We start from the raw sequence: 21,503 nt of genomic DNA on the forward strand, positions 1-21,503 counted from the left end.
CGTGAAATATATCCGCAAAGCCTGGCGCTGGCTTACCAGCATGCGCACCGCGCTGGCCCTGCTTTTCCTGCTGGCGCTCGCCGCCATCCCCGGCTCCCTCTTGCCGCAGCGCGATCTGAACGAGCAGAACGTGCAGGAGTTCATCGAATCCAATGGCACCGTGGCGGAAATCTACGATAAGCTGCAGCTTTTTGATGTCTTTTCCTCCATCTGGTTCCAAGCCATCTTCCTGCTGTTGGCGGTCTCGCTCATTGGCTGCATCATTCCGCGCTCGATCGATCACTACAAGGCGTGGCGCACACAGCCCACGCGCGCGCCGAAGTACCTGCACCGCCTGCCGCTAAGCGCCGAGGGGCATTCGGATAAGAGCGAGGAAGAACTCAGCGCGGAGATCCACAAGCGCCTGAAAAAGTGGCGCGTGGCAGAATACACCCCGAATGAGGACCGCGCCGGGGTGCACGCCTTTTCCGCTGAGCGCGGCTACGGCCGCGAGCTGGCCAACCTCATTTTCCACGTCGCCCTGGTGGCGATCTTGGTCACCGTGGCCGCCGGCCGCCTGGTCAACTACGAGGGCCAGGTCATCGTGGTTACGGAATCCGGCTCGCAGGGCGGCAATACCTCGCTGGAGCAGTCCACGGAGTTCTGTAATACCTCCACCTCGAACTTTGACTCCTTCCGGGCAGGGCCGCTTTTCGATGGCACCGGGCTCCACCCCTTCTGCATGACCGCGCACGACTTCACCGCGAAGTACCTGCCCAATGGCCAGGCGGAGATGTTTACCTCCAATGTCTCTTATGCGGAAGGCGACGATATTTATAAGGATCCTTCCGAATGGAAGGACTACGAGCTCAAGGTCAACCACCCGCTGCGCCTGGCACAAAACCGCGTCTACCTGCAGGGCCACGGCTATGCGCCGACGGTGACCGTGGAGTGGCCGGATGGTGAAAAGCGCACGCAGACCATTCAATTCCAGCCCACTGACACGACCTTCTTCCTGTCTTCGGGCGTGCTGCGCTTTGACCCGCCGGCGGGCATGTACCCGGATCTTTTCGAGCGCCGCCAAAACCAGCTGGCCATCCAGGGCCTCTTCGCCCCAACGGCCGAGTGGAGCGGTGAGAACGGCAAGCTTTTGCAGTCCTCTCACCCGGGCCTGAATGATCCGGCGCTGGCGGTCGATATTTACCGCGGCGATGCTGGCCTCGATACCGGTACGCCGCAGTCGCTCTTTTCGCTGGATTCAAGCCTCGTACACTCCGGGCAGCTGCAGAAGATCGACCGCGTGAACCTGAGCCAAGGCGATGACGTCACGCTTGACGATGGCACCAAGATCACCTTCAACGGCGCCAACGAGTTTGCCAATTATCAGGTCTCCTATGACCCATTCCAGAAGTGGGTGCTGGCATCCGCGCTAATCATGTTGGTATCCCTGGTGGCCTCGTTGATGATTAAGCGCCGCCGCGTCTATATTCGCCTGCGGCCGGATTCCGCCGGCGGCACCACCATTGAGATGGGTGGTCTCGCCCGCACCGACCGCGCCGGCTGGTCCGAGGAATTCCATGAGCTGCACCGCGCGCTCTTGGAGCTTCCGGATCCAGATGAGGTGGAAGAAGACAAACTCTATACTGATGAGTAATCCAACTATAGTTGGATCCCGCTGTGTGCATGAGTAAGGTAATCAGCATCATCCCGCACGTGTGAAGGCTAGGTGGACTCCCTTGCAGATCGATCAGAATCTGTCGAACTTCTCGGATCTCGCGGTGCAGACCGCATTCGTGGTGTACTGCGTCGCGCTTCTTATGTCGCTGTTGTACTACGGCCGCATACGCAGCCTTATCGAGGCGCACCGCGTCAACCGCTCGGAGGCGTCCAAGGTATTGGTCGGCGCTGGAGCCGAGGCTGGTGCCGCGGCTGCTCCCGCCGCCGGAGCTGGCGGCGGCGATACCGGTGCTGACGCTGCAACCGGCACGGGCGCAACGGATGTCGGCACCGACTACGAGGCTGAGGCGTCGTCTGCGGCTGCAACCTTGAGCGAGGAAGAAGTCGCGGACAAGGAACGCAAGCTGGATAAGCTTGGCGGCATGACCAGCTCGCTGATGTGGGTGGGCATTGCCCTGCACGCCGCGGCTATCGTGCTGCGCGGGCTGGCCACGGGGCGTTTCCCGTTTGGCAACCTTTACGAGTACGTGTTGATGGTGTCCTTCGGCGTGCTCTTGGTGGGCAATATCGCCATGCAGCGCAAGGAATGGCGCACGGTCTGGCCGTGGATCCTTACCCCAGTGCTGGCGCTGATGTTTTACGGGTCTACCAAGCTGTATGCGGAGTCCGCACCTGTGGTGCCGGCCCTGCAATCGCACTGGCTGCCCATTCACGTCACGGTGGTGTCCTTGGGCGCGTCCATCGGCATCATTTCCGGTATCATCTCGCTATTGACCCTGTTGCGCCAGTGGCAGCCAAAGAACGCGGAGCGTGGCATTTTTGGTGCTCTGGCTTATCCGCTGCCATCCGCGGCCAAGATTGACCGCTTGGCGTACCGCTTGGCCGTTATCACCCTGCCCACCCTGGGCCTAGGCATCATCTTGGGTGCCATCTGGGCCGAATCCGCGTGGGGTCGCTTCTGGGGCTGGGATCCGAAGGAAACCATGTCCTTTGCCACCTGGATTCTTTATGCGGCCTACCTGCATGCGCGCGCCACCCCGGCCTTCCGCAAGGCGGCGCCGTGGATCAACGTTTTGGCCATGGCGGCGATGGTATTCAACCTCTTCTTCATCAATATGGTGGTCTCCGGCCTGCACTCCTATGCGGGGCTGAACTAAATGGCCACCAACCATAGCCCGCGCAATAAGCAGGGAAAGCCCGCCGGCGATAACGAGCTCATCCTGGGCTTGGGCGCGCAGATTGCGCAGCGGCGGCGTGAGTTGGGCATCGTCCAGCAGCAGCTTGCCGATGCCGCCCACATCTCCCGCTCCACCCTCCACACCATCGAACACGGTGGGGCAGGCGTGCGGTGGGAAAAGGTTACCGCCGTGGCAGAAGCGCTGGGCTTGGAGATGCGGTTCGTGCCAAAGGATTAATCCTGGTTGTCTTCTTGGCCCTTTGAACCATTGTTGCCGTCGGCGTCGCGAGTGCGGCGCTGGCGGCGTTTTTCTTCCTCGACCTCCTGTTTGCGGCGCTGCTTGAAGCGCTCCTTTTCCAGGTTCCACAGGAACTCCTCGTCATCATCGGGGCCCTTGATGGAACGCGGTTGTTCTTCAACCTGGCGGGACTTCCAGGATGATGGCCCAAAGGCCTTCCACACCAGGTAGGCGGCGAGGACAAAAAGCAGTAGGAGGATTAGTCGACCCATGCAGATTATTCTACCTGTACGGCGTACAATCGACCCCCATGACGCACAACCCTGAGCCACCGAAACCGGACCCCGAACTGCGCCGTCGCTCCCGCAAGGCGCTTTGGAAATACGGGCTCGCGCGCGTGGTGCTTTTTATCGCGCTCACCGCGGTCATTGAGCTGCTGGCGGTAGCGATTGGTTTCCCCATCCCCGTCCTCATGGCAGCGCTCCTGGCGCTCTTTGTTGCCCTGCCGCTATCGATGCTGATGTTTAAAAACTGGCGCATCGAGGCCACGCAGACGCTGGCGGAATACTCCGCGCAGCGCAAGGCGCACAAGCGCTGGGTGCAAGCCGAATTGGAAGGCCGCGCGGAGGCCTAGGCGCGCAAGCCTGGCCCTTGACTAGACGAGGGCGACGGCGATGGCCTCGATGACTGCCCAGATGAGCATGGCGCGCCCGGTCAGCCCTAGCACGGGGATGAGCTGGGGTCCGGTGGCGCCGCGGTTGACGGTGCGCACCGCGCGGAGTGCAAACGGGAAGTAGACCAGGCCTGCGAGCGCGAGCCAGCTGCCAAAGGCGACCGCGATGGTGAGTATGAAGGGCAACAGCAGCAGGCCGGTAAAGAGCAGGCGGGCGTTCTTATTGCCCAGCCGCACCGCGAGGGTGATCTTGCCGGCCTCGGCATCGGAGGGAATATCGCGGATATTATTGGCCAGGTTCACCCCGGAGCTCATGGCGCCGATGCCGATGGCGAGGGCCAGGCCCGTCCAAGAAATGCGACCGGCTTGGGTAAATTCGGTGCCGAGCACGGCGACGAGGCCGAAGAATATAAAGACGGCGACCTCGCCCAGGCCGCGGTAGCCGTAGGGGTTCTTGCCGCCGGTATAAAACCACGCGCCGGCGATGCACAGCGCACCGATGAGGATGAGCCACCAGGCACCAGCGGCCAGCGACAGGAAGATTCCGGCCAGACCGGCGACGGCAAAGCAGCCAAAGGCGGCGTATTTCACGTGGCGCGGCTGCGCAAGCCCGCTGCCGGTCAGGCGCTGCGGGCCGGTGCGGTCATCATCGGTACCGCGGATACCATCGGAATGGTCATTGGCAAAGTTCACGCCGATGATAAGCGCCCACGCCACGATGAGCGCGAGCACCGCGCGGCCGATATGCCCGCTATTAATGCCGAAGGCCGCGCCCGTACCGGCGATAACGGGTGCGAAGGCATTAGCCCACGTATGCGGGCGGGCGCCATTGATCCAATCCTGTGCGGTAGCGGAATAATTACCGGCTGATGAAGTCATAGCCACCATTGTGCCACTGGGCTGGCAGCGTTTAGCAATCAGGAAGCCGGGGCCGAGGCCGGAGTCGAGGCCGGGGCCCGCGGTGGAGGTTAGGCGCTAAAGAGGGCGGCAACGGCCTGGCGGTCGATCTTGCCGGGGCCGGTGGTGGGAAAGTCCGCGAGGCGCTTTAAGTCCTTAGGCAGCTGCCAGCGGGGAAGTTCGGCGTCTTCGAGGGCTTCGAAGATATCGCCAAGCTCGGCATTACCGGTATAGGCGGCCACGATGGCCTGGCCCAGCCGCGGGTGCGGGATACCGACGACACACGCCTCCTCAACACCCGGCACGCGGAGGATCTCGCGTTCCAAGACCTCTGGGTGCAGCTTGAGCCCACCGGAGTCGATGACATTATCGAGGCGTCCGGTTACGGTGAGGATGCCATCTTCGATGACGCCGGCATCGGAAGTGGCAAACCACCCGTTTCCGGGAAACGCCTCGTGGCTTGGGGCGTTGCGGTAGCCCTGCGCGATGGTGGGCCCGCCGAGTAGGATGCGGCCGTCTTGGACGCGGGCGGTCGTCCCGGGCAGGGGGCGGCCATCGTAGACGCAGCCGCCGGCGGTTTCGGAGGAACCGTAGGTGGTGGTGATAGTGATGCCCCGCTCCGTGGCCGCGGCGTGCAGGCGCGGGTGGATGGCGGCCCCGCCCACCAAGATGGCATCGAAACTCTGGAGCGCGTCGATACCTTCCGGTGTATCCATGGCCTTGGCCAGTTGCAGCGGGGTCAGCGCGGTGTAGGTGCGATCACCGGTGCGGGAGAGCTCCGCGGCGGCGCGGGCGAAGGCGGAGATATTAAAGCCTGCGCTGAGATCGAGGCAGAGCGGATCCACCCCGGCCACCAGGGAACGGACGAGGACTTGGATGCCGGCGATGTGGTGGGCGGGCATCGCCAAGAGCCATTGCCCAGGGCCACCGAGGACCTGGTGGGTGGCATCGGCGCTGGCGACCAGGTTGGCCGGCGTTAGTTGAGCGCCCTTTGGGGTGCCGGTGGACCCTGAGGTGGAGACCACGAGCGCGATGTCCGCGGCGATGGGCTCGCCGGCGCGTTGGGAATTGCGCAGGAGGGTGGCGCGGGTGGCATCGGCAAGCGGCAGCGGCAAAAAGCAGGACCTACCGGCAATGGCTGATTCGAGGTCCGGCAGGATGGCCGCGGGGTCATGCGGATCAACGGGCAAGGGGGCGAGGATAGTCACGGCAGTAGATCTTAAGGCTACGGCGGGACAAAGCCCGGTTGCGGCCGGGGTGAGTCGATGCGGGAATCAGCGGTACGTGTCCTCTTGATCAAAGGGCCGCTCGTTATTGGCCTCGGCTTCTTTAATGCGGCGCAGCATCCACACGCGCGAGCCGAGAACGCCCCCGACGGCGAGGATCGCAAGCAGGATACAAAATGCGATGAGCACGGTGCGGGGCACTCCTTAGTAGTAATAGGGGAATTCGTCCCAGTTAGGCTCGCGCTTGTCCAGGAAGGACTGCTTGCCCTCGACGGCCTCATCGGTCATATAAGCCAGGCGGGTGGCCTCGCCGGCGAAGACCTGCTGGCCCATCAGGCCATCATCGGTAAGGTTGAATGCGAATTTCAGCATGCGCTGGGCGGTGGGGGATTTCATATTGATTTCCTGGCCCATGCGGATGGCGGTGTCCTCGAGCTCGCCGTGGTCTGCGACCTCATTGACCGCGCCCATCTCATACATGCGCTGGGCATCGTAGGTGCGGCCCAAAAAGAAGATCTCGCGGGCGAATTTCTGGCCCACCATCTTGGCCAGGTAGGCCGAGCCATAGCCCGCATCGAAGGATCCGACGTCCGCATCCGTCTGCTTAAAGCGCGCCTCCTGGCGGGAGGCCACGGTCATATCGCAGACCACGTGCAGCGAGTGCCCGCCGCCGGCGGCCCACCCATTGACCACGGCGATAACCACCTTGGGCATGGTGCGGATAAGCCGTTGGACCTCCAGGATGTGCAGGCGGCCGCCTTCGACCTTGGCGCGGGCCTCGTCGACGCTGGATTCATCCGCCGTCGCATCATCGTGGGCGTGCTCGGTGGCGTAGCGATACCCCGACCGGCCGCGAATGCGCTGGTCACCGCCGGAACAAAACGCCCAGCCGCCATCCTTTTGCGAGGGCCCATTGCCAGTAAGCAAGATCGTGCCCACATCCGGGGTGCGGCGGGCGTGATCCAAGGTGCGATACAGCTCATCTACGGTGTGTGGCCGGAAGGCATTGCGCACCTCGGGCCTGTCGATGGCGATGCGCACGATGCCATTCTTCCGGCCGTCCGCCGCCAGGCGGTGGTAGGTGACGTCCGTGAGATCCCCAAAGCCCTCAACCGGGCGCCACAATTCCTCGCGGAACGGATTTTCGGTGCTGTATTTCTTCTGCTCGCTCATAGCGCCCAGCATAGTGGGCGCGAAAAGTTTAGTCCCCATTCCCAACCCTCACCTCTACGCACTGCCCAGCATGCTGGTAATAATCGATACTCAATAACTGCGAGGGGTTATCCCGCAATGTACCCGTGTACCCTATGCTGGCGCGGTCATCAATACTGTGGGAAGACTCGAACTCCCTCAACCCTTTAACGCCAAAGGGTGCCTACATGTCCTCGAATTTCCCCTCGAAGGCGGGGGCATACTCGCTGCATGTGCGTAAAGGCTACCGCCACGCGCGCGGCGTGGCATGACTAAAGCTTCGCTATGGAGTTATCAGTTCCGTATTCCAGTTCAACTGCTGGATGCGGGTATCAAGCTCCCGGAACTGCTTGGACAGGTCATCGACCCGCTTGCGCAGCTCTGCTACCGGCAGCGTGGCCACAAACTTAATCTCCGCGCGGGAATAGCGGTCCTGCCGCGCGCCCGCGGCTTGGGCGAGGTCGTGGTAGATGCGGCGGGTGCGCACGAGGCCATCGCGAAGCGCAAGGGCCTGCATCAGGTTCTTCTCGCCATCAAAATCCGTGGCCACGTTCGTGGCATTGATGGCCTGCACGAGCTTATCGATGCGCCCGGTAATGCCCTCCAACTCGCGCAAAAGCTCGGCCGGATCCTCGTCCGGGGTATCGCCCTCCTGCACGCGTACGACGGAAAGTAGACGCTCGCGCAGCTCATTGAGCCGGTCCTGCGCCTGGGCGCGCTCTGCTAATGCCTCTGCCAGTAACATGGTTCCTCCTTCAGGGGTAGGTAGGAACCAACGTAGCCGGGGTGGGGGCTGGGGTCAATGGGTTGTGGTCCGCAGCGCGAGCGGCGTGCCAGCTACCATGAGCCTATGAACATCGATGACGTTCTCGACCGCGCCCACGTAGTCTCCCTCCCGCTGGCCGTGAAGTTTCGCGGCATCACCACGCGAGAGGCGTTGCTTATTGATGGGCCAGCCGGTTGGGGTGAATTTGCGCCGTTCCTGGAATACGGGCCCGCGGAATCGGCCGCGTGGCTGCGCGCCGGGTTGGAGGCCGCTTACGAGGGATTTCCGGAGCCAGTCCGAGAGTGGGTAGAGGTCAACGCCACCATTCCCGCCGTTCCCGCCAGCGAGGTACCCGCGATTGTGGATCGCTACCCCGGCTGCCGGACGTTCAAGATCAAGGTGGCGGAGAAAGGCCAGACGCTTGCCGATGACATTGCGCGCGTCCACGCCGTTCGCGAGCACGTCAGCGCCCGGGGGGGTATCCCGGTGCTGCGCGTGGATGCCAATGGCGGCTGGAGTGTGGCCGAAGCGGTAGAGGCCGCCCAGGCACTCATGCCGCTGGACTATATGGAGCAACCCTGCGCGAGCGCGGAAGAACTGGTGGAGGTGCGCAGGCAGCTCATGCGCAACGGGCTTTTTGTGCGCGTGGCCGCGGATGAATCCATTCGCAAGGTTGAGGATCCATACCGCGTGGCGGATCTGCAGGCGGCCGATGTAGCAGTGGTTAAACCTGCACCGCTGGGCGGGGTGCGCCGCGTCCTCGAGGTGGCACAGCACCTGCGCGAACGGCACATGGATATTACAGTGGCCTCGGCGCTGGATACCTCCATCGGCATCAATATGGGCTTGGCGGCGGTGGCGGCGTTGCCGCAAATCTATGATGACGAGGACATCGACGTTACCCCGGCCGCAGCGGGCCTGGCCACGGGCAGCCTTTTTGAGGAAGACGTCACCGCGCCACGCCAGCTACACGACGGGCACCTGCGCGCCGAGATCCTCGCCCCAGAACCGGACCGCCTGTCCGACCTAGCCGCGCCGGCCGACCGCCGCGAGTGGTGGTTCGAGCGCCTCCGGGAATCGTGGCAGCACCTGTAGTTGCGCCTAAAAGCATAAGAAAAAGCGCCTGGCACTTGCCAGGCGCTTTTATCTATCTAAACCTTAGACCAACTCGTGGGTGAGGTTGGCCGGGCGGGTGTAGGTATTAACAACCGGGGACCACTTGATGGCGTCGTCCACGATCTTCTGCAGGGTCTCCTTGTCGGCGTCGCCGTCGATATTGACCTTAACGTTGACGTCGGAAACGCCCGGGCGCTTGTCCTCGCCCAAGTCACCAACGCCCCAGGTTGGGGAGAGGTCGATGTCGCCAACGATGTCGAGCTCCAGCTTGGTCAGGGTAACGCCGCGGTGCTGAGCGATGGCCTGGATGCCAACGTTGATGCAGGCGCCAAGACCGGCCTGAGCGACCTCGGTGGGGTTGGGTGCGGAGTCATCGCCAAGCAGCGGCAAAGGCTCGCCCACCTTGATGGTGTGGTCGCGCACGGTGGTGTTATTGCGGAAGAAACCGTCAGCCTCGGTGTGGGTGCGGACGTGCTTCTTGGCACCCTCAGGGTTGTCGATGTTCTTCTGTGCTAGGTCGTTGAGCTTCTCGCCGTCGATGGGCTCGAGAGCGTCGCCTTCGTTGTGGTTTGGGGTGAGATCAGACATTAAATTGCTCCTTGTATCAGATGTTTATTAACTGATGGCGCCATGGTAACGCGAAGGCAAATATAAATCTAGAACAAGGGGTCTATTTTGTAGAGAATGCCAGGTCTAGAGTGAATATAAATGTGTGCACCGCATTTGCTGACCTGTGAATTTAGAAATTGACACCGTAGTGCGCCCGGCCTAGGTTCGTTCTGAACAAACCACTTGGTCTAGTGAAGAAAGAACGCATGGTTCACAATCGGAAGCTGTCGCGACGGCAGATACTGCGCAGCGCAGTAGCAATGGGCGGGGTAGCAGTGGGCTCGCAGGTCCTCTCTGCGTGTTCCTCGCCGCGGCAGGAGGACAATGCCCAGTCCGGGACATCCGGGCAGGGCGGGGAAACCCTCACCATCGGATTCGTGCCCATCGCGTGCGCGTCCCCGCTGGTCGCCGCCGATGGCCTGGGCGCCTTCGCAAAGCAGGGCCTCAACGTTGAGCTGCGCAAATTCGCGGGGTGGGCAGATCTCTGGACCGCCTATGCCACCGGCGCCTTAGACGTAGCGCACATGCTCTCGCCCATGCCGCTAGCCATTGATGCCGGTGCCACCAACGCCTCCCGGCCCACCGAGTTAGCCTTTACGCAAAACACCAACGGGCAGGCACTGACCTTGTCCACCTCTCACCTGGATACCGTGTCGCGGCCAGCGGACCTGAAGGGCATGGTGCTGGGAATTCCCTTTGAGTACTCCGTGCATGCCCTCTTGCTGCGCGATTATCTCGTGGCCGGCGGGGTCGACCCAGTTTCCGATGTGGAGCTGCGCCTATTGCGCCCGGCCGATATGGTGGCGCAACTTTCGGTCGGCACCATCGACGGCTTCATTGGCCCAGAGCCCTTCAACCAGTGCGCCCTGACTACCGGCTCGGGCCGCGCCTTTGTTCCCACCCGCCAGATGTGGGACAACCACCCGTGCTGCTCGGTTGCCGTGGCGAAGGAAGTGGACCGGGGCGTGCGCGACCGCGTCGTCGCGGCGCTGCAGGAAGGCGCGCAGTACGTCGATAGCCCAGACCACGTCCATGAATCGGCGTCCATGCTGGCTAAGGAGAAGTACCTGAACCAGAAGGAAGAGCTGATTTCGCGGGCGCTCGCCGGAAACTACACCACTTGGGACGGCAAGGACACGGTGGATCCACAGATGATCAAGTTTGGCGGCCGCACCTCCGCCACCGCAATTACGTGGATGGGCACCCAAATGGCCCGCTGGGATCTGGGCGGAAGCGCGATGCGGATGGATGACCAAGCGTTGCTAGATGTCACGAAATCCGTCTTACCGCGCGAAGCCGATCTCACCACGGACCCGGTGAAAATCAACGGCCATAGCTTCGATCCCCTGCACCCCACCGCCGGATACCAGCGTTAAGGACTCTTGCCTTATGACCACAGTAAAAAATGACAGCGCTAGCACCAGTACAGCGCACTCCACTGACACTCACACAGCAGCGCCCCATTCGGGCCGCACCGCCAGCCGGAAGAAGCGGCGGGAGAGCCCGTGGAAGGCAATGGGCCTGGGTATTGCGCTTTTCATTGCCTTCATCGCCCTCTGGCAGGCGGTCGCGGCTGCGGGCTGGCTTTCCGATATCGCCCCCACTCCCGCGCACACCTGGGATAGGGCCGTAGAGATTCTTTCGGATCCCTTCTACCGGGATGGGCCGGCCTCAGTGGGCATTCTTTGGCATATGGTCGCCTCCTTGCGCCGCGTGCTCATTGGCTTTGCCATCGCCATGGTGATAGCCATTCCGCTGGGCTTTTGGCTGGGCTCTTCTGCAACCTTCCGCCGCGCGACGGATCCCTTTGTCCAGATCCTGCGCCCCGTCTCCCCGCTGGCATGGCTGCCACTAGGCCTGGCGCTGCTTCGCGATGCCGAAAATACCGCCGTCTTCGTCATCATCCTCTCCGCCTTGTGGCCGACGCTGCTCAATACCATCGAGGCGGTCCGCGGGATTCACCCCACGTATAAGAACCTAGCGGCCACGCTCGGCACGAACCGGATGCAACAGCTCCTCTACATCGTCGGGCCGGCTGCGCTGCCAGGGATTATCACCGGCATGCGGCAATCGCTATCGACCGCCTGGTTAGTCATCGTGGCTGCGGAAATGCTCGTCGGCGGCCAAGGCGTCGGTTTCTTTGTCTGGAATATGTGGAACCGCCTCGATATTGACGCCATCGTCGTGGTCATCGTGCTTATTGGTGTCATCGGATTGGCCCTGGATTACCTCGTTGCCTCCCTGCAGAAAGTGGTGCGCTATGACTAAAGCCCATATCGAATTTGCTGGTATTACCAAAAGCTACGGCCCAACCAAGATCATTGGGGATACCTCGGTATCCATTGGGGAGGGCGAGTTCGTATCCCTGCTGGGGCCATCGGGCTCCGGCAAATCCACCATGCTGAATATGATCGCGGGCCTCGCATTTCCCTCTACCGGCGAGGTGCGCGCGCGAGGCGAGGCCGTGACCGGCCCAGGTCCAGACCGCGGCGTGGTATTTCAAAATCACGCGCTCCTGCCCTGGATGACGGCGCGCGGGAATATCGAATTCGGACTGCGATCGGCCCGCCCGGAGCTGTCGAAGGCAGAGCGCACCAAGATTGCGCAGGACTTCCTCGACGAGGTCAGCTTGGGCCATGCGGCCGACCGGCGCCCGTCGCGGTTATCCGGAGGCATGCAGCAGCGCGTCGGTTTGGCGCGCGCCTTCGCCATCGGCTCGGATATCTTATTGCTCGATGAACCCTTCGGCGCGTTGGATGCGCTTACCCGCCGCCAGCTGCAGTCGCTGCTGTTGAATGTGTGGGAAGAAAACCGCCGCACGGTGGTCATGGTCACCCACGACGTGGATGAGGCAGTATTGCTCTCGGATCGCATTGTGGTCATGTCGCCGGGGCCAGAGGCCACCATCATCGAGGACATTGAAGTGGGCTTGCCCCGCCCGCGCAGCGGTAGCGATGACTCCGCGGTGGTGGAGCGCAAAAATGAGCTGCGCGAACGGCTCCTTGGGCTGCTCGAAAACGGCTAGAGCGAGAGGATGTTCCTATATAGGTTGTCAACTTCGTGGGTGGGCTTGTTGGGGGTGTGTTGACTTTAGGTTGCTGCGGCGTTGAGTCTTTTGCCTTCTTTGCGTTTTCGTTCATAGAATTGCCGGGAACGCTCGTGGAATCTGATCGATGCAAAAGACGATTGCTATAGGGCGTTCTTTAATTTTTTGTTGCCAGCCCGATTGGGCGAATTCGACATAAGGGCCTGACCCCGAAATGTGGACACGTCGGGGTAGCTGTGCTGCTTTAATTAGTGTAGCTGAAGTCTCGGCTTCAAAGACATCAGGAGCTACAAGATTGCATCAGGAGTGGCGCCTTCGGGTGTTGTAGCCCATGCACCACCGAAAGACTTCCTGGCGGCAGCTGATTGGACTTTCAAAGAGTTTCCTATCACGCAGTACTTCCCGCTTTAAGGTGGCGTTAAATGATTCTGCCAGGGCATTATCGGCACTCGTTCCAACCGCGCCCATGGACTGGCGTACACCTAACGATGAGCAGTAGTTTCTAAATGCTTGTGTGAAGTGTCCCAGGTTTTGTTCCGTTTGAGTAGATGGGAAAATCTGGAACGTGCCGAGAAAATTTGACCAGGATGCGAAGGACCGTGTGGTCCGTCTCGTGGAAGACCGCATCTTGGCGGAAAACATGTCGATGTGGGCCGGGCTGGTTTTTAAGACCGGGCGGTTTGAGTGCCTTCCTGGGTGTGGTGCCATTGGTTGGCGTACTCAGTCGGCGGGATAAACCCTAGGCTCGAATGAGGATGATAGGTATTATAGCGCTTCGACCACAGTCGCAGGCAACGCGACGCATGGTCGGGGTCGTCGAATATCTCGTCCTCTCACAGCTCGTCGCGTAGCCGGTTGTGGAAGGACTCCACAAACCCGTTATGCCATGGCATTCCCGGTGGGATGAACGCCTCGACAGTGTCTTGCTTAGCAGCCCAACTAGCCAGCTCACGGCTGATGAACTCCGGGCCGTTATCCATACGTAACACCCGAGGCCTGCCACGCACAGCAGCTCACGTTCTCCAGCAGGTCAATCACGGCAGTAGCGGTGATTGACCGAGCGACCTCGAAACCAACATGCTCACGGGTAAACTCGTCGATCACGTTGCAGATCTTAAAAGGCTTTGCCCTGAAAGTTACTATCGAACTGGAAGTCCAGTGCCCACACGTGCCCCGGACATGTCGCTGGCTGGGTGCGCGGCGTTGGCACAGGCAAGCACTGTTGCTTACCAGCTTTGCGAGGCAAGACCCGCAAACCCTCCTGGCGCCACAGGTAATACACCACATCACGGCCACAGGTAAAATCAGCTGGCCTGGCTTTCACCCAAGCACGGCGATAGCCCCAGCGTCGGTGCTCACCAGCGAAAGTGACGAGCCACCTGCGTAGAGCAGCGTACTTATCCACGCTGGGCTGCTGGTGGCGTGTGCGGGCGTTGTAGTACGCCGCTCTAGATACCCCGACCACGCGACAGGCAAAGCGCACCGAATAGCCCACGGATACAGCGTCATAGATGGCTTCATATTTGGGTGCCGGGGTCAGAATTTTCCCTCCGCAAGCTCCTTCAGTAGCGCTTTTTCCAACTCGGCTTCTCCGAGTAGGCGGGTAAGCTTGGCGTTTTCTTCCTGCAGTTCTTTAAAGCGGCGGGCTTCGCTGCGGGACATCTCGCCGTACTGCTTGACCCAGCGACGGTAGGTTGCCTCGCTAACACCGAGGTCGCGGCAGACTTCGGCTACGGTACTACCCGAGGCCTTCATGGATCGGGCTTTATCAAGTTGGCCACGATCTGCTCAGGAGTGTGTTTTGAAAACTTCTTCATGATTATCAGTCTTCCTGCCCAACAAAGGGCTGTCACGGAAGACACGATCAAACCACATGGTCTATTTAATCCAGCCCAGACCAACCCCAGCCGAGGTGGAAACCGAATTTTGGAAGAAGACCCCGCAACAGGGAATAATAGAAATCAAGGCAAATGCCTAGGAACAAAACTCGGGGCACTTCACACCGGCAGGTGAAATACCTCAACAACATCCTGGAAGGCGACCATGGTCGGCTGAAGCGGATCCTCGGGCCGAAAGGCGCGTTTAAGAACCGGACATCTGCATATCGGACGTTGAAAGGGATGGAGGCGATGCACTCATTGCGGAAAGGGCAAGGCACGATGTTGGCCTACGGGCAACCGAACCCGGACGCGGTGATCGTCAACCGGGTCTTCGAGACGGCCTAACAACGCCCACACGCAGCGGCCATCAGGGAATGAGAAACTGAGTCTTCGCTGCTCTCCGCCCAACTTTGCAACAGCACCTATTAAGTTAACTTTACGGATTTTGAGGGTAAGGTTTTATGATCCAGTCCAATAAACCAGGTGTAGGGGCGGTTATCGTAGCCCTAGCTGTCCTATGGCAAGGAATCGGCACTGCGATAGTCGGAGCCCAAGTAGACCCAGAGCTATCTACTTTTACTACGTTTTCAGCGTTTCTTATCGCAGCGATTATCTCCACAGTGGTCTATTTAGCGTTTTATCGTAGAAAATACCGAGCTACGGAAACACCGCATCCCCCCATGAAAATGACAACTGCAGCAAGCCTCAATCTGTTTACTGCGGGCGCTTTCTGCTTATTCTATGTTTCCACTACTTTGATGCAGCCCACTGCAGCAAGTGTCATCGAAACAGGAGTCGGCCCTTTTATTGTCGCAGTAATAATGACTTGGTCGGCCAGAAGGCTCAGCAGTTCATTGGTGTCCACAACTGCAGTAGTGGTTCTGGCTCTATGTTTTTTCTTCCTAGGAACGGGAAGCAGTTCACCCCAGTCTTATCTGGGTTTCGCTCTAGCTGTAGGCGCAGGAATTTCTGCGGTAGGAGTGCTTTACTCCTCGCGCTGGGCTACTGAACAAGGGAACAGCGTTCTCACGATTGCAGCAGTGAGGTTTCACTTAGCTTGGATTATTAGCGGTCTCGTGGCTTTCTTTTCCGTGGAAGCGGAGATGCTTCGAGGCTCTACCCTGTCAATCGTCCTGCTATCGGTGATGTGCATTACTTTTCCTATCCTGCTCTTGCAGTGGGGAATTACCTTAGCGTCGCCTTTCATCTCGGCACTGATCATCGCGGCCCTTCCGGCCGTGGTGATGGCTACCGAGGTGGCATTGGGCTCTCAAGTCGAACCAATTCAGTTAACTTTGTTGATGCTCATTGTGGCAATAACCATAAGCCAAGCAATGTGGGGAACACGGAAAAAGAAAATATTAGTAGTTGATGATTCTTCAAGTAGCGCCGATCTGGTGGCAACCCTGCGCCAAAAAGGGACGTAGAGGTTGCTACTGCTAACCCGCCGTATGCCATCTCAGCTAACGAAGACGGGAGCATTTCCGATCCATGGGCCCTGGCCCCCTACTCCGGGAATGTAGCCAAGAAAAATTTGACCTTGTTGTGCCGGGAAGCGAATCAGGAGTATCCATAGCTGAGTGGGTTTCAGCTGAGTTAGGACTACCGCATAACGGTAGAGAGAAGATCTGCCACCGTCGCCATAAGCAAGGAATGATTGATGTTGCTCACCAATATGGACTGCGTGCCCCAAGGTCTGTTACCCTATCCCCCGCTTCTGCACAAGACAGCCTTTATCTAGACCCGTCCCTGGTCAAGGATTGTGTTGTCAAGCCTGTGGGAAGCGGGGCAGTGACCATGTCTATTTCTGCAAAACAGAACCCGAGACTCTTCAAGCGATTACTACCATTCAAAATTCTACGACTTTGCTAGGAGAAAAATCACCCTCCGTGGTTCTTCAGGAGTACGTAGACGGACCTCAATATTTTGTGAACACGGTGACAGCCGAAGGGCGTCATATTGTGACCGAAGTTTTCCGATACGGACTTACGGAGGAATCTGGAGCTCCCCACATATATTCAGCTATCACAGTAGGACCGGAGGACAACCACTATTCCGGTGCCGTGGAATATACCTTATCGCTCCTTGACGCTCTGGAAGTAAACTTCGGAGCCTCCCACGTGGAACTGAGGTGGTCTAAGGGGCAGTGGGTACTTATTGAATACAACGGTCGCTGTATGGGCCCCGAAGTACCCGACGAGGTCTATCTCCCGACTCGCGGTTTCAGCCAGATCAGTGTTCTCGCCACGATGCTAGTGGATGGTTTACAAGCTGCCGAACAGGAAGTACTCGCCGGAAATCTTGACGGGTGTGTCGCCTGGCTCATGCCTACCCCGCAGTCAAACGGTGTGCTTCAACAGTGCCACTGGGATCTTGTCCAAACTCGCCCGACCGTTCAGAGAATCTCGCGGCGACCAAAGATCGGCACTTATATCGATAAGTCGAATCGCGTAACAACTGGTGCGTTTGGCATGGTTTTTCTTGGCTCTTCTGACCGTGCTGCTGTTGAGACCGATCTTCAATCTCTTGAGTCTTTCGACGCCCATGGTGATCTGTTTACTGTTGCCCCCGGAAAGGATGCGTGATGACGACCCGAATTGCTGTTATCGGCGCAGGGGTCGCTGCTGCAGCGGTCGCACGACGGGGGCCCGAACCCCGGAAAGTGGACACGGGGATTTAATCACGATGCGATAGTAAGTGTAGCTAACCCGGCGTCTTCGAAGGCGTTCGGTGAGCGGTAACCGCACCATGAATGCAATCGTTTGGTGTTGTACCGCGTGCACCACCGAAACACATCCTGGCGGCAGGCCAACTGACTAGTGAAAACAGACTCATCCTACAGGACTTCCCGCTTCAACGAGGCGTTGAACGACTCCGCCAACGAGTTGTCCGCACTCGTCCCGATCGCGCCCATCGACTGGGTGACACCGAAGCGCACGCATAGTCTCCGGTACTGATCAGAGGCATAAACACTGCCGTGATCCGAGTGGAAGATCGCCCCGTCTAGGCTCCCGCGAACCTTCCGGGCCATCGTCAGGGCTTCTTCAACCAACTCGGTGCGCATGTGATCAGCGATCGCAAACCCCGTCAACTGCCGCGAATAGCAGTCGATAACCGTGGCCAGGTACATATTCGACCCGTCCGCGATCGGCAGGTACGTGATGTCGCCGACGTAGACCGCGTTCGGCCTGTCCGCAGTGAACCGGCGTTGCAGCAGATCCGGAAACCTCGGGGCCCGTTTACTCGACGTCGTCGTTTTCACCCGGCGTTTCCTGGTGAAACCAAAAAGGCCCATCTGCCGCATCAGCCGGGCGGTGCGCTTGTGATTGAGACGGCCGCCCTTGCCCCGGTCGTTGACGGGATCGGAGTTGATCGCCGCAGTCACTCGTTTCGCGCCGTAGCAGCCGTTCTCGGCGTTGAAGGTGGTCTTGATCTGCGCTCCCAGCACCGCGTCATCGACGAGGTGTTGCCGGCGGGCAGGGGCAGCTGATTTCCATTTGTAATACGAGGACCGGTTGATCTTCAAAACCTCACATAACCGCTTGACCTCGTAGAGGTCTCGATGGTCGTCAACGAACCGGAAGCGGTTCACCAGTTCGTCTCTTCCGCGAAATACTTGGCCGCCTTGCGGAGAATCTCTCGTTCCTCCCGGAGCTTGGCGTTTTCGCGTTCCAGTACGCGGATGCGCTCGGCGTCCGACAGTCCTGAGGCAGCGGTGGCGGAGTCCGACGCGGCGATGAGGCTGGCGACTTTCTCACCGTTGGCATTGGTTTTGGTGCGTGTGCCGAAGGCATCGAGCCAGCTGCGCAGCGAGTTGCGGTTGACCCCGAGATCGGAGGCGATCGCGTTGATCGTTGCTCCGGGAGTCGACTCGTACAACGAGACTACGTCACGCTTGAACCGCTCGGTGTAGGTCTTGCGTGGCATGGTGGAAAGGTACCTCACTTCCCCAGCGACATGCTGGTTTCAGCGTGTCCACCACCAGGGGGTCAGGTCCGTGCACTTGCGGCCTACTAGATCTGGCATGACGCGGTGACCAGGCTTGCGCCTAGTGGTGGTGCATCGACGCCGTTTAGTAAAGCCTTGAAGTCCCATGGTTTTCATGATTCGTGCAACTTTCTTGTGATTCGTCGGACCACAGCTCTCATCGGCTTTAAGGCTTGCGGCGATGCGTTGAGCTCCGTAAAGCCCGTGCTCATCGTCGAAGATGGTCTTTATTCTTGCACCAATAAGACCGTCGGAATGCATCTTTAAACTGCGCTTTTTACGGGTGTGGACCCATTTATAGAACGAGGAACGATTGAGCTTTAACACGTGGCACATCCGTGTGAGGCGAGTACTTTATTCGGTGGTCATCGACGAACTGGAAGCGGATCACCAGTGAGTTGCTTTAAGCAAAATATTTCGCGGCCTTACGCAGGATATCGCGTTCTTCGCGCAGTTTTGCGTTTTCTTTCTCTAGCTGGCGGATTCGCGCAGAATCATTCGCCGCTTGGGCTTTATCATGCACGGCTTTTATGCGGGCACGTTTGCCGGTGCCGTACTTTTTGACCCAAGAATGCAGCGAAGCTCGGTTGATGCCGAGTTCGGCTAATGCTGAGTTCAGCGAGAGGCCCTCATTGTTCCTTATAGAGGGCCACGGCATCGCGTTTGAACTGTTCGGAATACCTGGACATGATGGTAGATTACCTTTCTTCCCAGTCCGACTGGGCTGGATATCAGGTGTCCACCAAATGGGGGTCAGGTCCGAACGCAGATAAACATAACCTGCCCCAGCATGGGGCTAGGAGTATGAATCCTGGGCTCCTCCGAACGGAACTGCTAACAGCGTAATGGGCAGGCGGTTGCCTGCCCCCTCGCTGCTAGCTACGCTTGCCCCGCGAGTGCTACCTGGGCCGCGTGCACGGCGGCCTTATCGGCTTCCTGGATGAACCACGAATCGGTGCCGGGAATCGGCGGGGCCAAGGTAGTATCCGGGTACTCGGCGTGGGCGGGGATTCCTACGAGGTGCAGGCGCTCATCCACGGTGCCATCGGCGTTGTGGACCTGGCGGGTATCGGGGTCTTCGGCGGGCGAGCCGGTAGGTACCTCGATGCCATCGCTGGCGGTTTCTGTAAAGGCGCGCACGCGCCCGGATTCCACGAGGGAGTGCATGAAGGAATCGTGCGGGGTGCGGCGGATATCGGGCTTGTGCACCCAGGCATCGAGAAGCGTCGTGCCCGGGATGCGCTTGCCACCAGACGCGCTGGAGCTGATGGTCCATTCCCCGGCATCGGCATTCGTTCCCAAGACGGGGTTGCCGCCGACGAAGCTGACAATGCCGGCATCGACAAGCGCCAGCAATTGCTGCGTGCGGAAGGGCGGCGGGCCGGAGCACGTGGTCTGGCCCAAGGAGATGGCCTTATCGAACATGTGGTGGCGCGACTCCAGGGTATAGCGGCCCTCAGCGCCCAGAACCTGGGTGGGTTTGCGGGAGAAACCGACCGACCACAAAGCGGCGCGCACCGGGCTATCCGGGCCCTTCTGGGATTCTGCCAGGTCCTCGCACAGGCTCTGCGCGATGTGCTCGGTGAGCTCCTGCTGGTTGGAAAAATCCTCCGTGAGCAGGTGCATCCAGCGCAGTAGGCTGAAATCCTTGGTGGTATGGCGCGCAATGACCTCATCGAGCTGGGCCAGGCCGTTATAGGCCACGCCTGCATCTACCGGGGTGGCATCGAGGGCGGCGATGATCTCCTCGCGGGAGGCGCGCAGGCTTTCCGGCTCGACGCGGGCGAGGGTATCGATATAGGCCTGGTAGGCATCGCGGGCGACCGCAGGCCATACCTCGGTGTCATAGTTGATGGAGCGCGCGCCCGTGCGGTGGGATAGCTCGGCGACGACCTTCTTTAACCGCGGGATCTCCGCGGCCGGTGGGAGGGCGCCTTCATTGGATTGCGGCAGGAAGGGATAGCCGCGCCGGGATGCGGCTGCAAAGGTGGGCTCGGTGCCGGTGGCCTCATAGCGCATGCCCCAAGGCTTGGAGGAATCCTCGACGAACTTACCACCGCGGCCCACAGTGGAGAGGATGAGGATATCGAAAAAGCCCATACCAAGCCCGCGCACGAGGACCTTCTCGTTGTCCTTGATGGAGTCAACACCCTGGTCGATTGGGTTATCAGCGCGGATCCAGCGCAGGCTGGGGTTATCTTCCAAGGTCTTTAAGATCCACCGCTCGTTTTCGGTATAGCCCTGGTTTTGCCAGCCGGTGACCGCCAAGGTGGAGCCGGCCGCAACGGTGGTGTCGTTATTAAGGTGCAAAATATCTGCACCCTCGCGGGATTCAATATCCACCACGCGGGCGTGGTGTTGCTTGACCTCAACCCACTCCGGCACATCCTGCAAGACGGAGCGGAAGACCCACAGGATGTAGTGGCCGTACAGCGCGCGCGGCAAATAGGATTCGGGGCGCAGCTTCTCTAGCTCTGTGCGGCCGAATTCCCCAAGCACCTGCGGATCGAGTGGGTGGGCGGCGACGTAATCGCGGGCGCCGGGGGACACGTGGGCATCGCCAAGCGTCAGGCGGATCCACTCGTAGATGGTGGGGCCTTCCACCACTGGGGCCTCCACCGTGGAGTTGGTCTCAGAAAACAGCGTCATACCGTGGGCGAAGGTATTCATGCACAGGTATTTGGGCTGGTTGATATCCCAAATCTTGCCGCCGCCGTGCTGGGCATCATCGATAAGGTGCAGCGTTAGTTTCTCTGGCGGGTGGGAGACGGTATTGAGTTGTGCCACGAGGCGCTCGAGGACGGAAATGCCGCGGGGGCCAAGTCCAATCAGCGCGATGGATGAAGTGTTATCGGTCAACGCGGAGCCCTACCTTCTAGCTTATAGACCAAGCGGAATCGTCATAATAGACAATGAAGTCTATCAGCAAGAGAGGCGGCGAAATATGCACCGGCGGCAGCTTGGTGGTTGCAGGGCGCGCTCGCCAGCCGGAACACCCTGAGCGGGCGTGAAATTAATTCTTGGGCAGGCGGAGTGGTAGA

23 protein-coding genes and 4 pseudogenes are annotated in these 21,503 nt (G+C 59.9%); 12 read left to right on the forward strand and 15 right to left on the reverse strand.

Going from position 1 to position 21,503, the window contains the following annotated elements:
• Nucleotide 1: 1 nt before the first annotated feature.
• From ACLI1Q_RS01545 to ACLI1Q_RS01555, 3 genes are all read left to right on the forward strand, one after another.
• Nucleotides 2-1,633 carry a cytochrome c biogenesis protein ResB gene (locus ACLI1Q_RS01545; RefSeq protein ID WP_239268808.1) on the forward strand — a complete coding sequence of 544 codons (1,632 nt, stop codon included), beginning with the start codon at nt 2-4 and terminating at the stop codon, nt 1,631-1,633.
• 82 nt (nt 1,634-1,715) lie between these two features.
• Nucleotides 1,716-2,813, forward strand: a complete 1,098-nt coding sequence (ccsB, locus tag ACLI1Q_RS01550) for a c-type cytochrome biogenesis protein CcsB (protein WP_239268806.1) — start codon at nt 1,716-1,718, stop codon at nt 2,811-2,813.
• Entirely contained in the window at nt 2,814-3,071 is a 258-nt protein-coding gene (locus ACLI1Q_RS01555; RefSeq protein ID WP_239268805.1) for a helix-turn-helix domain-containing protein, read from the forward strand. It begins immediately after the preceding gene.
• Here ACLI1Q_RS01555 and ACLI1Q_RS01560 read toward each other — a convergent pair.
• Nucleotides 3,068-3,343 (reverse strand): hypothetical protein, encoded by a 276-nt coding sequence (locus ACLI1Q_RS01560; RefSeq protein ID WP_239268804.1) that lies wholly within the window; start codon nt 3,341-3,343, stop codon nt 3,068-3,070. The genes ACLI1Q_RS01555 and ACLI1Q_RS01560 overlap by 4 nt on opposite strands.
• Before the next feature lie 38 nt (nt 3,344-3,381).
• Here ACLI1Q_RS01560 and ACLI1Q_RS01565 point away from each other — a divergent pair, with 38 nt between their 5' ends.
• Nucleotides 3,382-3,705, forward strand: a complete 324-nt coding sequence (locus ACLI1Q_RS01565; RefSeq protein WP_239268802.1) for a DUF4229 domain-containing protein — start codon at nt 3,382-3,384, stop codon at nt 3,703-3,705.
• Nucleotides 3,706-3,726: 21 nt separating this feature from the next.
• Here ACLI1Q_RS01565 and ACLI1Q_RS01570 read toward each other — a convergent pair whose 3' ends face one another.
• The 5 genes from ACLI1Q_RS01570 to ACLI1Q_RS01590 form a co-directional block, all read right to left on the reverse strand.
• Nucleotides 3,727-4,632, reverse strand: coding sequence for a 1,4-dihydroxy-2-naphthoate polyprenyltransferase (locus tag ACLI1Q_RS01570; protein ID WP_239268800.1), 906 nt, complete (start codon nt 4,630-4,632; stop codon nt 3,727-3,729).
• Between the two features lie 80 nt (nt 4,633-4,712).
• A complete protein-coding gene (gene menE / locus ACLI1Q_RS01575; protein ID WP_239268798.1) occupies nt 4,713-5,849 on the reverse strand; it encodes an o-succinylbenzoate--CoA ligase in 1,137 nt (378 codons plus the stop codon).
• 66 nt (nt 5,850-5,915) lie between these two features.
• Nucleotides 5,916-6,056 carry a hypothetical protein gene (locus tag ACLI1Q_RS01580; protein WP_023025121.1) on the reverse strand — a complete coding sequence of 47 codons (141 nt, stop codon included), beginning with the start codon at nt 6,054-6,056 and terminating at the stop codon, nt 5,916-5,918.
• A 15-nt stretch (nt 6,057-6,071) separates the two neighbouring features.
• Complete coding sequence (locus ACLI1Q_RS01585) at nt 6,072-7,040, reverse strand: 1,4-dihydroxy-2-naphthoyl-CoA synthase (RefSeq protein ID WP_239268796.1); 969 nt, start codon at nt 7,038-7,040, stop codon at nt 6,072-6,074.
• 301 nt (nt 7,041-7,341) lie between these two features.
• On the reverse strand, nt 7,342-7,803 hold the full coding sequence (locus tag ACLI1Q_RS01590; protein WP_239268794.1) for a DIP1984 family protein: 462 nt from the start codon (nt 7,801-7,803) through the stop codon (nt 7,342-7,344).
• A 105-nt stretch (nt 7,804-7,908) separates the two neighbouring features.
• Between ACLI1Q_RS01590 and ACLI1Q_RS01595 the strand changes: the two genes are divergently transcribed.
• Entirely contained in the window at nt 7,909-8,919 is a 1,011-nt protein-coding gene (locus ACLI1Q_RS01595) for an o-succinylbenzoate synthase (protein WP_411697040.1), read from the forward strand.
• Nucleotides 8,920-8,982: 63 nt separating this feature from the next.
• On the opposite strand, the gene ACLI1Q_RS01600 is transcribed toward ACLI1Q_RS01595, so the two are convergent.
• Complete coding sequence (locus tag ACLI1Q_RS01600; RefSeq protein ID WP_239268790.1) at nt 8,983-9,528, reverse strand: OsmC family protein; 546 nt, start codon at nt 9,526-9,528, stop codon at nt 8,983-8,985.
• Nucleotides 9,529-9,755: 227 nt separating this feature from the next.
• Between ACLI1Q_RS01600 and ACLI1Q_RS01605 the strand changes: the two genes are divergently transcribed.
• From ACLI1Q_RS01605 to ACLI1Q_RS01615, 3 genes are read left to right on the forward strand one after another with little or no spacing between them, the layout of a single operon-like run.
• Nucleotides 9,756-10,925 carry an ABC transporter substrate-binding protein gene (locus ACLI1Q_RS01605; RefSeq protein ID WP_239268788.1) on the forward strand — a complete coding sequence of 390 codons (1,170 nt, stop codon included), beginning with the start codon at nt 9,756-9,758 and terminating at the stop codon, nt 10,923-10,925.
• Between the two features lie 13 nt (nt 10,926-10,938).
• Nucleotides 10,939-11,817: an ABC transporter permease gene (locus tag ACLI1Q_RS01610; protein WP_239268786.1), complete on the forward strand. Its 879-nt coding sequence runs from the start codon at nt 10,939-10,941 to the stop codon at nt 11,815-11,817.
• Complete coding sequence (locus ACLI1Q_RS01615; RefSeq protein ID WP_239268784.1) at nt 11,810-12,574, forward strand: ABC transporter ATP-binding protein; 765 nt, start codon at nt 11,810-11,812, stop codon at nt 12,572-12,574. Before ACLI1Q_RS01610 ends, ACLI1Q_RS01615 begins: the two co-directional genes overlap by 8 nt.
• A gap of 65 nt (nt 12,575-12,639) precedes the next feature.
• On the opposite strand, the pseudogene ACLI1Q_RS01620 reads toward ACLI1Q_RS01615, so the two are convergent.
• Together ACLI1Q_RS01620 and ACLI1Q_RS01625 are read right to left on the reverse strand one after the other, a co-directional pair.
• Nucleotides 12,640-12,804 (reverse strand): annotated as a pseudogene (locus ACLI1Q_RS01620) (IS110 family transposase); the annotation flags it as partial.
• A gap of 91 nt (nt 12,805-12,895) precedes the next feature.
• Entirely contained in the window at nt 12,896-13,153 is a 258-nt protein-coding gene (locus ACLI1Q_RS01625; RefSeq protein ID WP_370658813.1) for an integrase core domain-containing protein, read from the reverse strand.
• Nucleotides 13,154-13,160: 7 nt separating this feature from the next.
• Between ACLI1Q_RS01625 and ACLI1Q_RS01630 the strand changes: the two genes are divergently transcribed.
• On the forward strand, nt 13,161-13,331 hold the full coding sequence (locus ACLI1Q_RS01630) for a hypothetical protein (RefSeq protein WP_200449860.1): 171 nt from the start codon (nt 13,161-13,163) through the stop codon (nt 13,329-13,331).
• On the opposite strand, the pseudogene ACLI1Q_RS01635 reads toward ACLI1Q_RS01630, so the two are convergent.
• A pseudogene (locus ACLI1Q_RS01635) lies at nt 13,261-13,575 on the reverse strand (integrase core domain-containing protein). The gene ACLI1Q_RS01630 and the pseudogene ACLI1Q_RS01635 sit on opposite strands and share 71 nt — an antisense overlap.
• Nucleotides 13,576-14,131: 556 nt before the next feature.
• Nucleotides 14,132-14,350: a transposase gene (locus ACLI1Q_RS01640; RefSeq protein WP_239268782.1), complete on the reverse strand. Its 219-nt coding sequence runs from the start codon at nt 14,348-14,350 to the stop codon at nt 14,132-14,134.
• Nucleotides 14,351-14,595: 245 nt separating this feature from the next.
• On the opposite strand from ACLI1Q_RS01640, the pseudogene ACLI1Q_RS01645 reads away from it, so the two are divergent.
• From ACLI1Q_RS01645 to ACLI1Q_RS01655, 3 genes and pseudogenes are all read left to right on the forward strand, one after another.
• Nucleotides 14,596-14,820, forward strand: a pseudogene (locus tag ACLI1Q_RS01645) (DDE-type integrase/transposase/recombinase); the annotation flags it as partial.
• 116 nt (nt 14,821-14,936) lie between these two features.
• Nucleotides 14,937-15,902 carry a hypothetical protein gene (locus ACLI1Q_RS01650; RefSeq protein WP_239268780.1) on the forward strand — a complete coding sequence of 322 codons (966 nt, stop codon included), beginning with the start codon at nt 14,937-14,939 and terminating at the stop codon, nt 15,900-15,902.
• A gap of 333 nt (nt 15,903-16,235) precedes the next feature.
• Nucleotides 16,236-17,060, forward strand: coding sequence for an ATP-grasp domain-containing protein (locus ACLI1Q_RS01655; RefSeq protein WP_239268778.1), 825 nt, complete (start codon nt 16,236-16,238; stop codon nt 17,058-17,060).
• A 95-nt stretch (nt 17,061-17,155) separates the two neighbouring features.
• Here the strand turns inward: ACLI1Q_RS01655 and ACLI1Q_RS01660 are convergent.
• From ACLI1Q_RS01660 to ACLI1Q_RS01675, 4 genes and pseudogenes are all read right to left on the reverse strand, one after another.
• Nucleotides 17,156-18,402: pseudogene (locus ACLI1Q_RS01660) on the reverse strand (IS3 family transposase).
• A 39-nt stretch (nt 18,403-18,441) separates the two neighbouring features.
• On the reverse strand, nt 18,442-18,798 hold the full coding sequence (locus ACLI1Q_RS01665; RefSeq protein ID WP_349883575.1) for an IS3 family transposase: 357 nt from the start codon (nt 18,796-18,798) through the stop codon (nt 18,442-18,444).
• A 67-nt stretch (nt 18,799-18,865) separates the two neighbouring features.
• Nucleotides 18,866-19,120, reverse strand: a complete 255-nt coding sequence (locus tag ACLI1Q_RS01670; protein WP_239270140.1) for a hypothetical protein — start codon at nt 19,118-19,120, stop codon at nt 18,866-18,868.
• 221 nt (nt 19,121-19,341) lie between these two features.
• Nucleotides 19,342-21,321 (reverse strand): FAD/NAD(P)-binding protein, encoded by a 1,980-nt coding sequence (locus tag ACLI1Q_RS01675; RefSeq protein WP_239270141.1) that lies wholly within the window; start codon nt 21,319-21,321, stop codon nt 19,342-19,344.
• Nucleotides 21,322-21,503: the final 182 nt, after the last annotated feature.

The organism is Corynebacterium limaceinasi (assembly GCF_046717465.1).
Lineage (GTDB): Bacteria > Actinomycetota > Actinomycetes > Mycobacteriales > Mycobacteriaceae > Corynebacterium.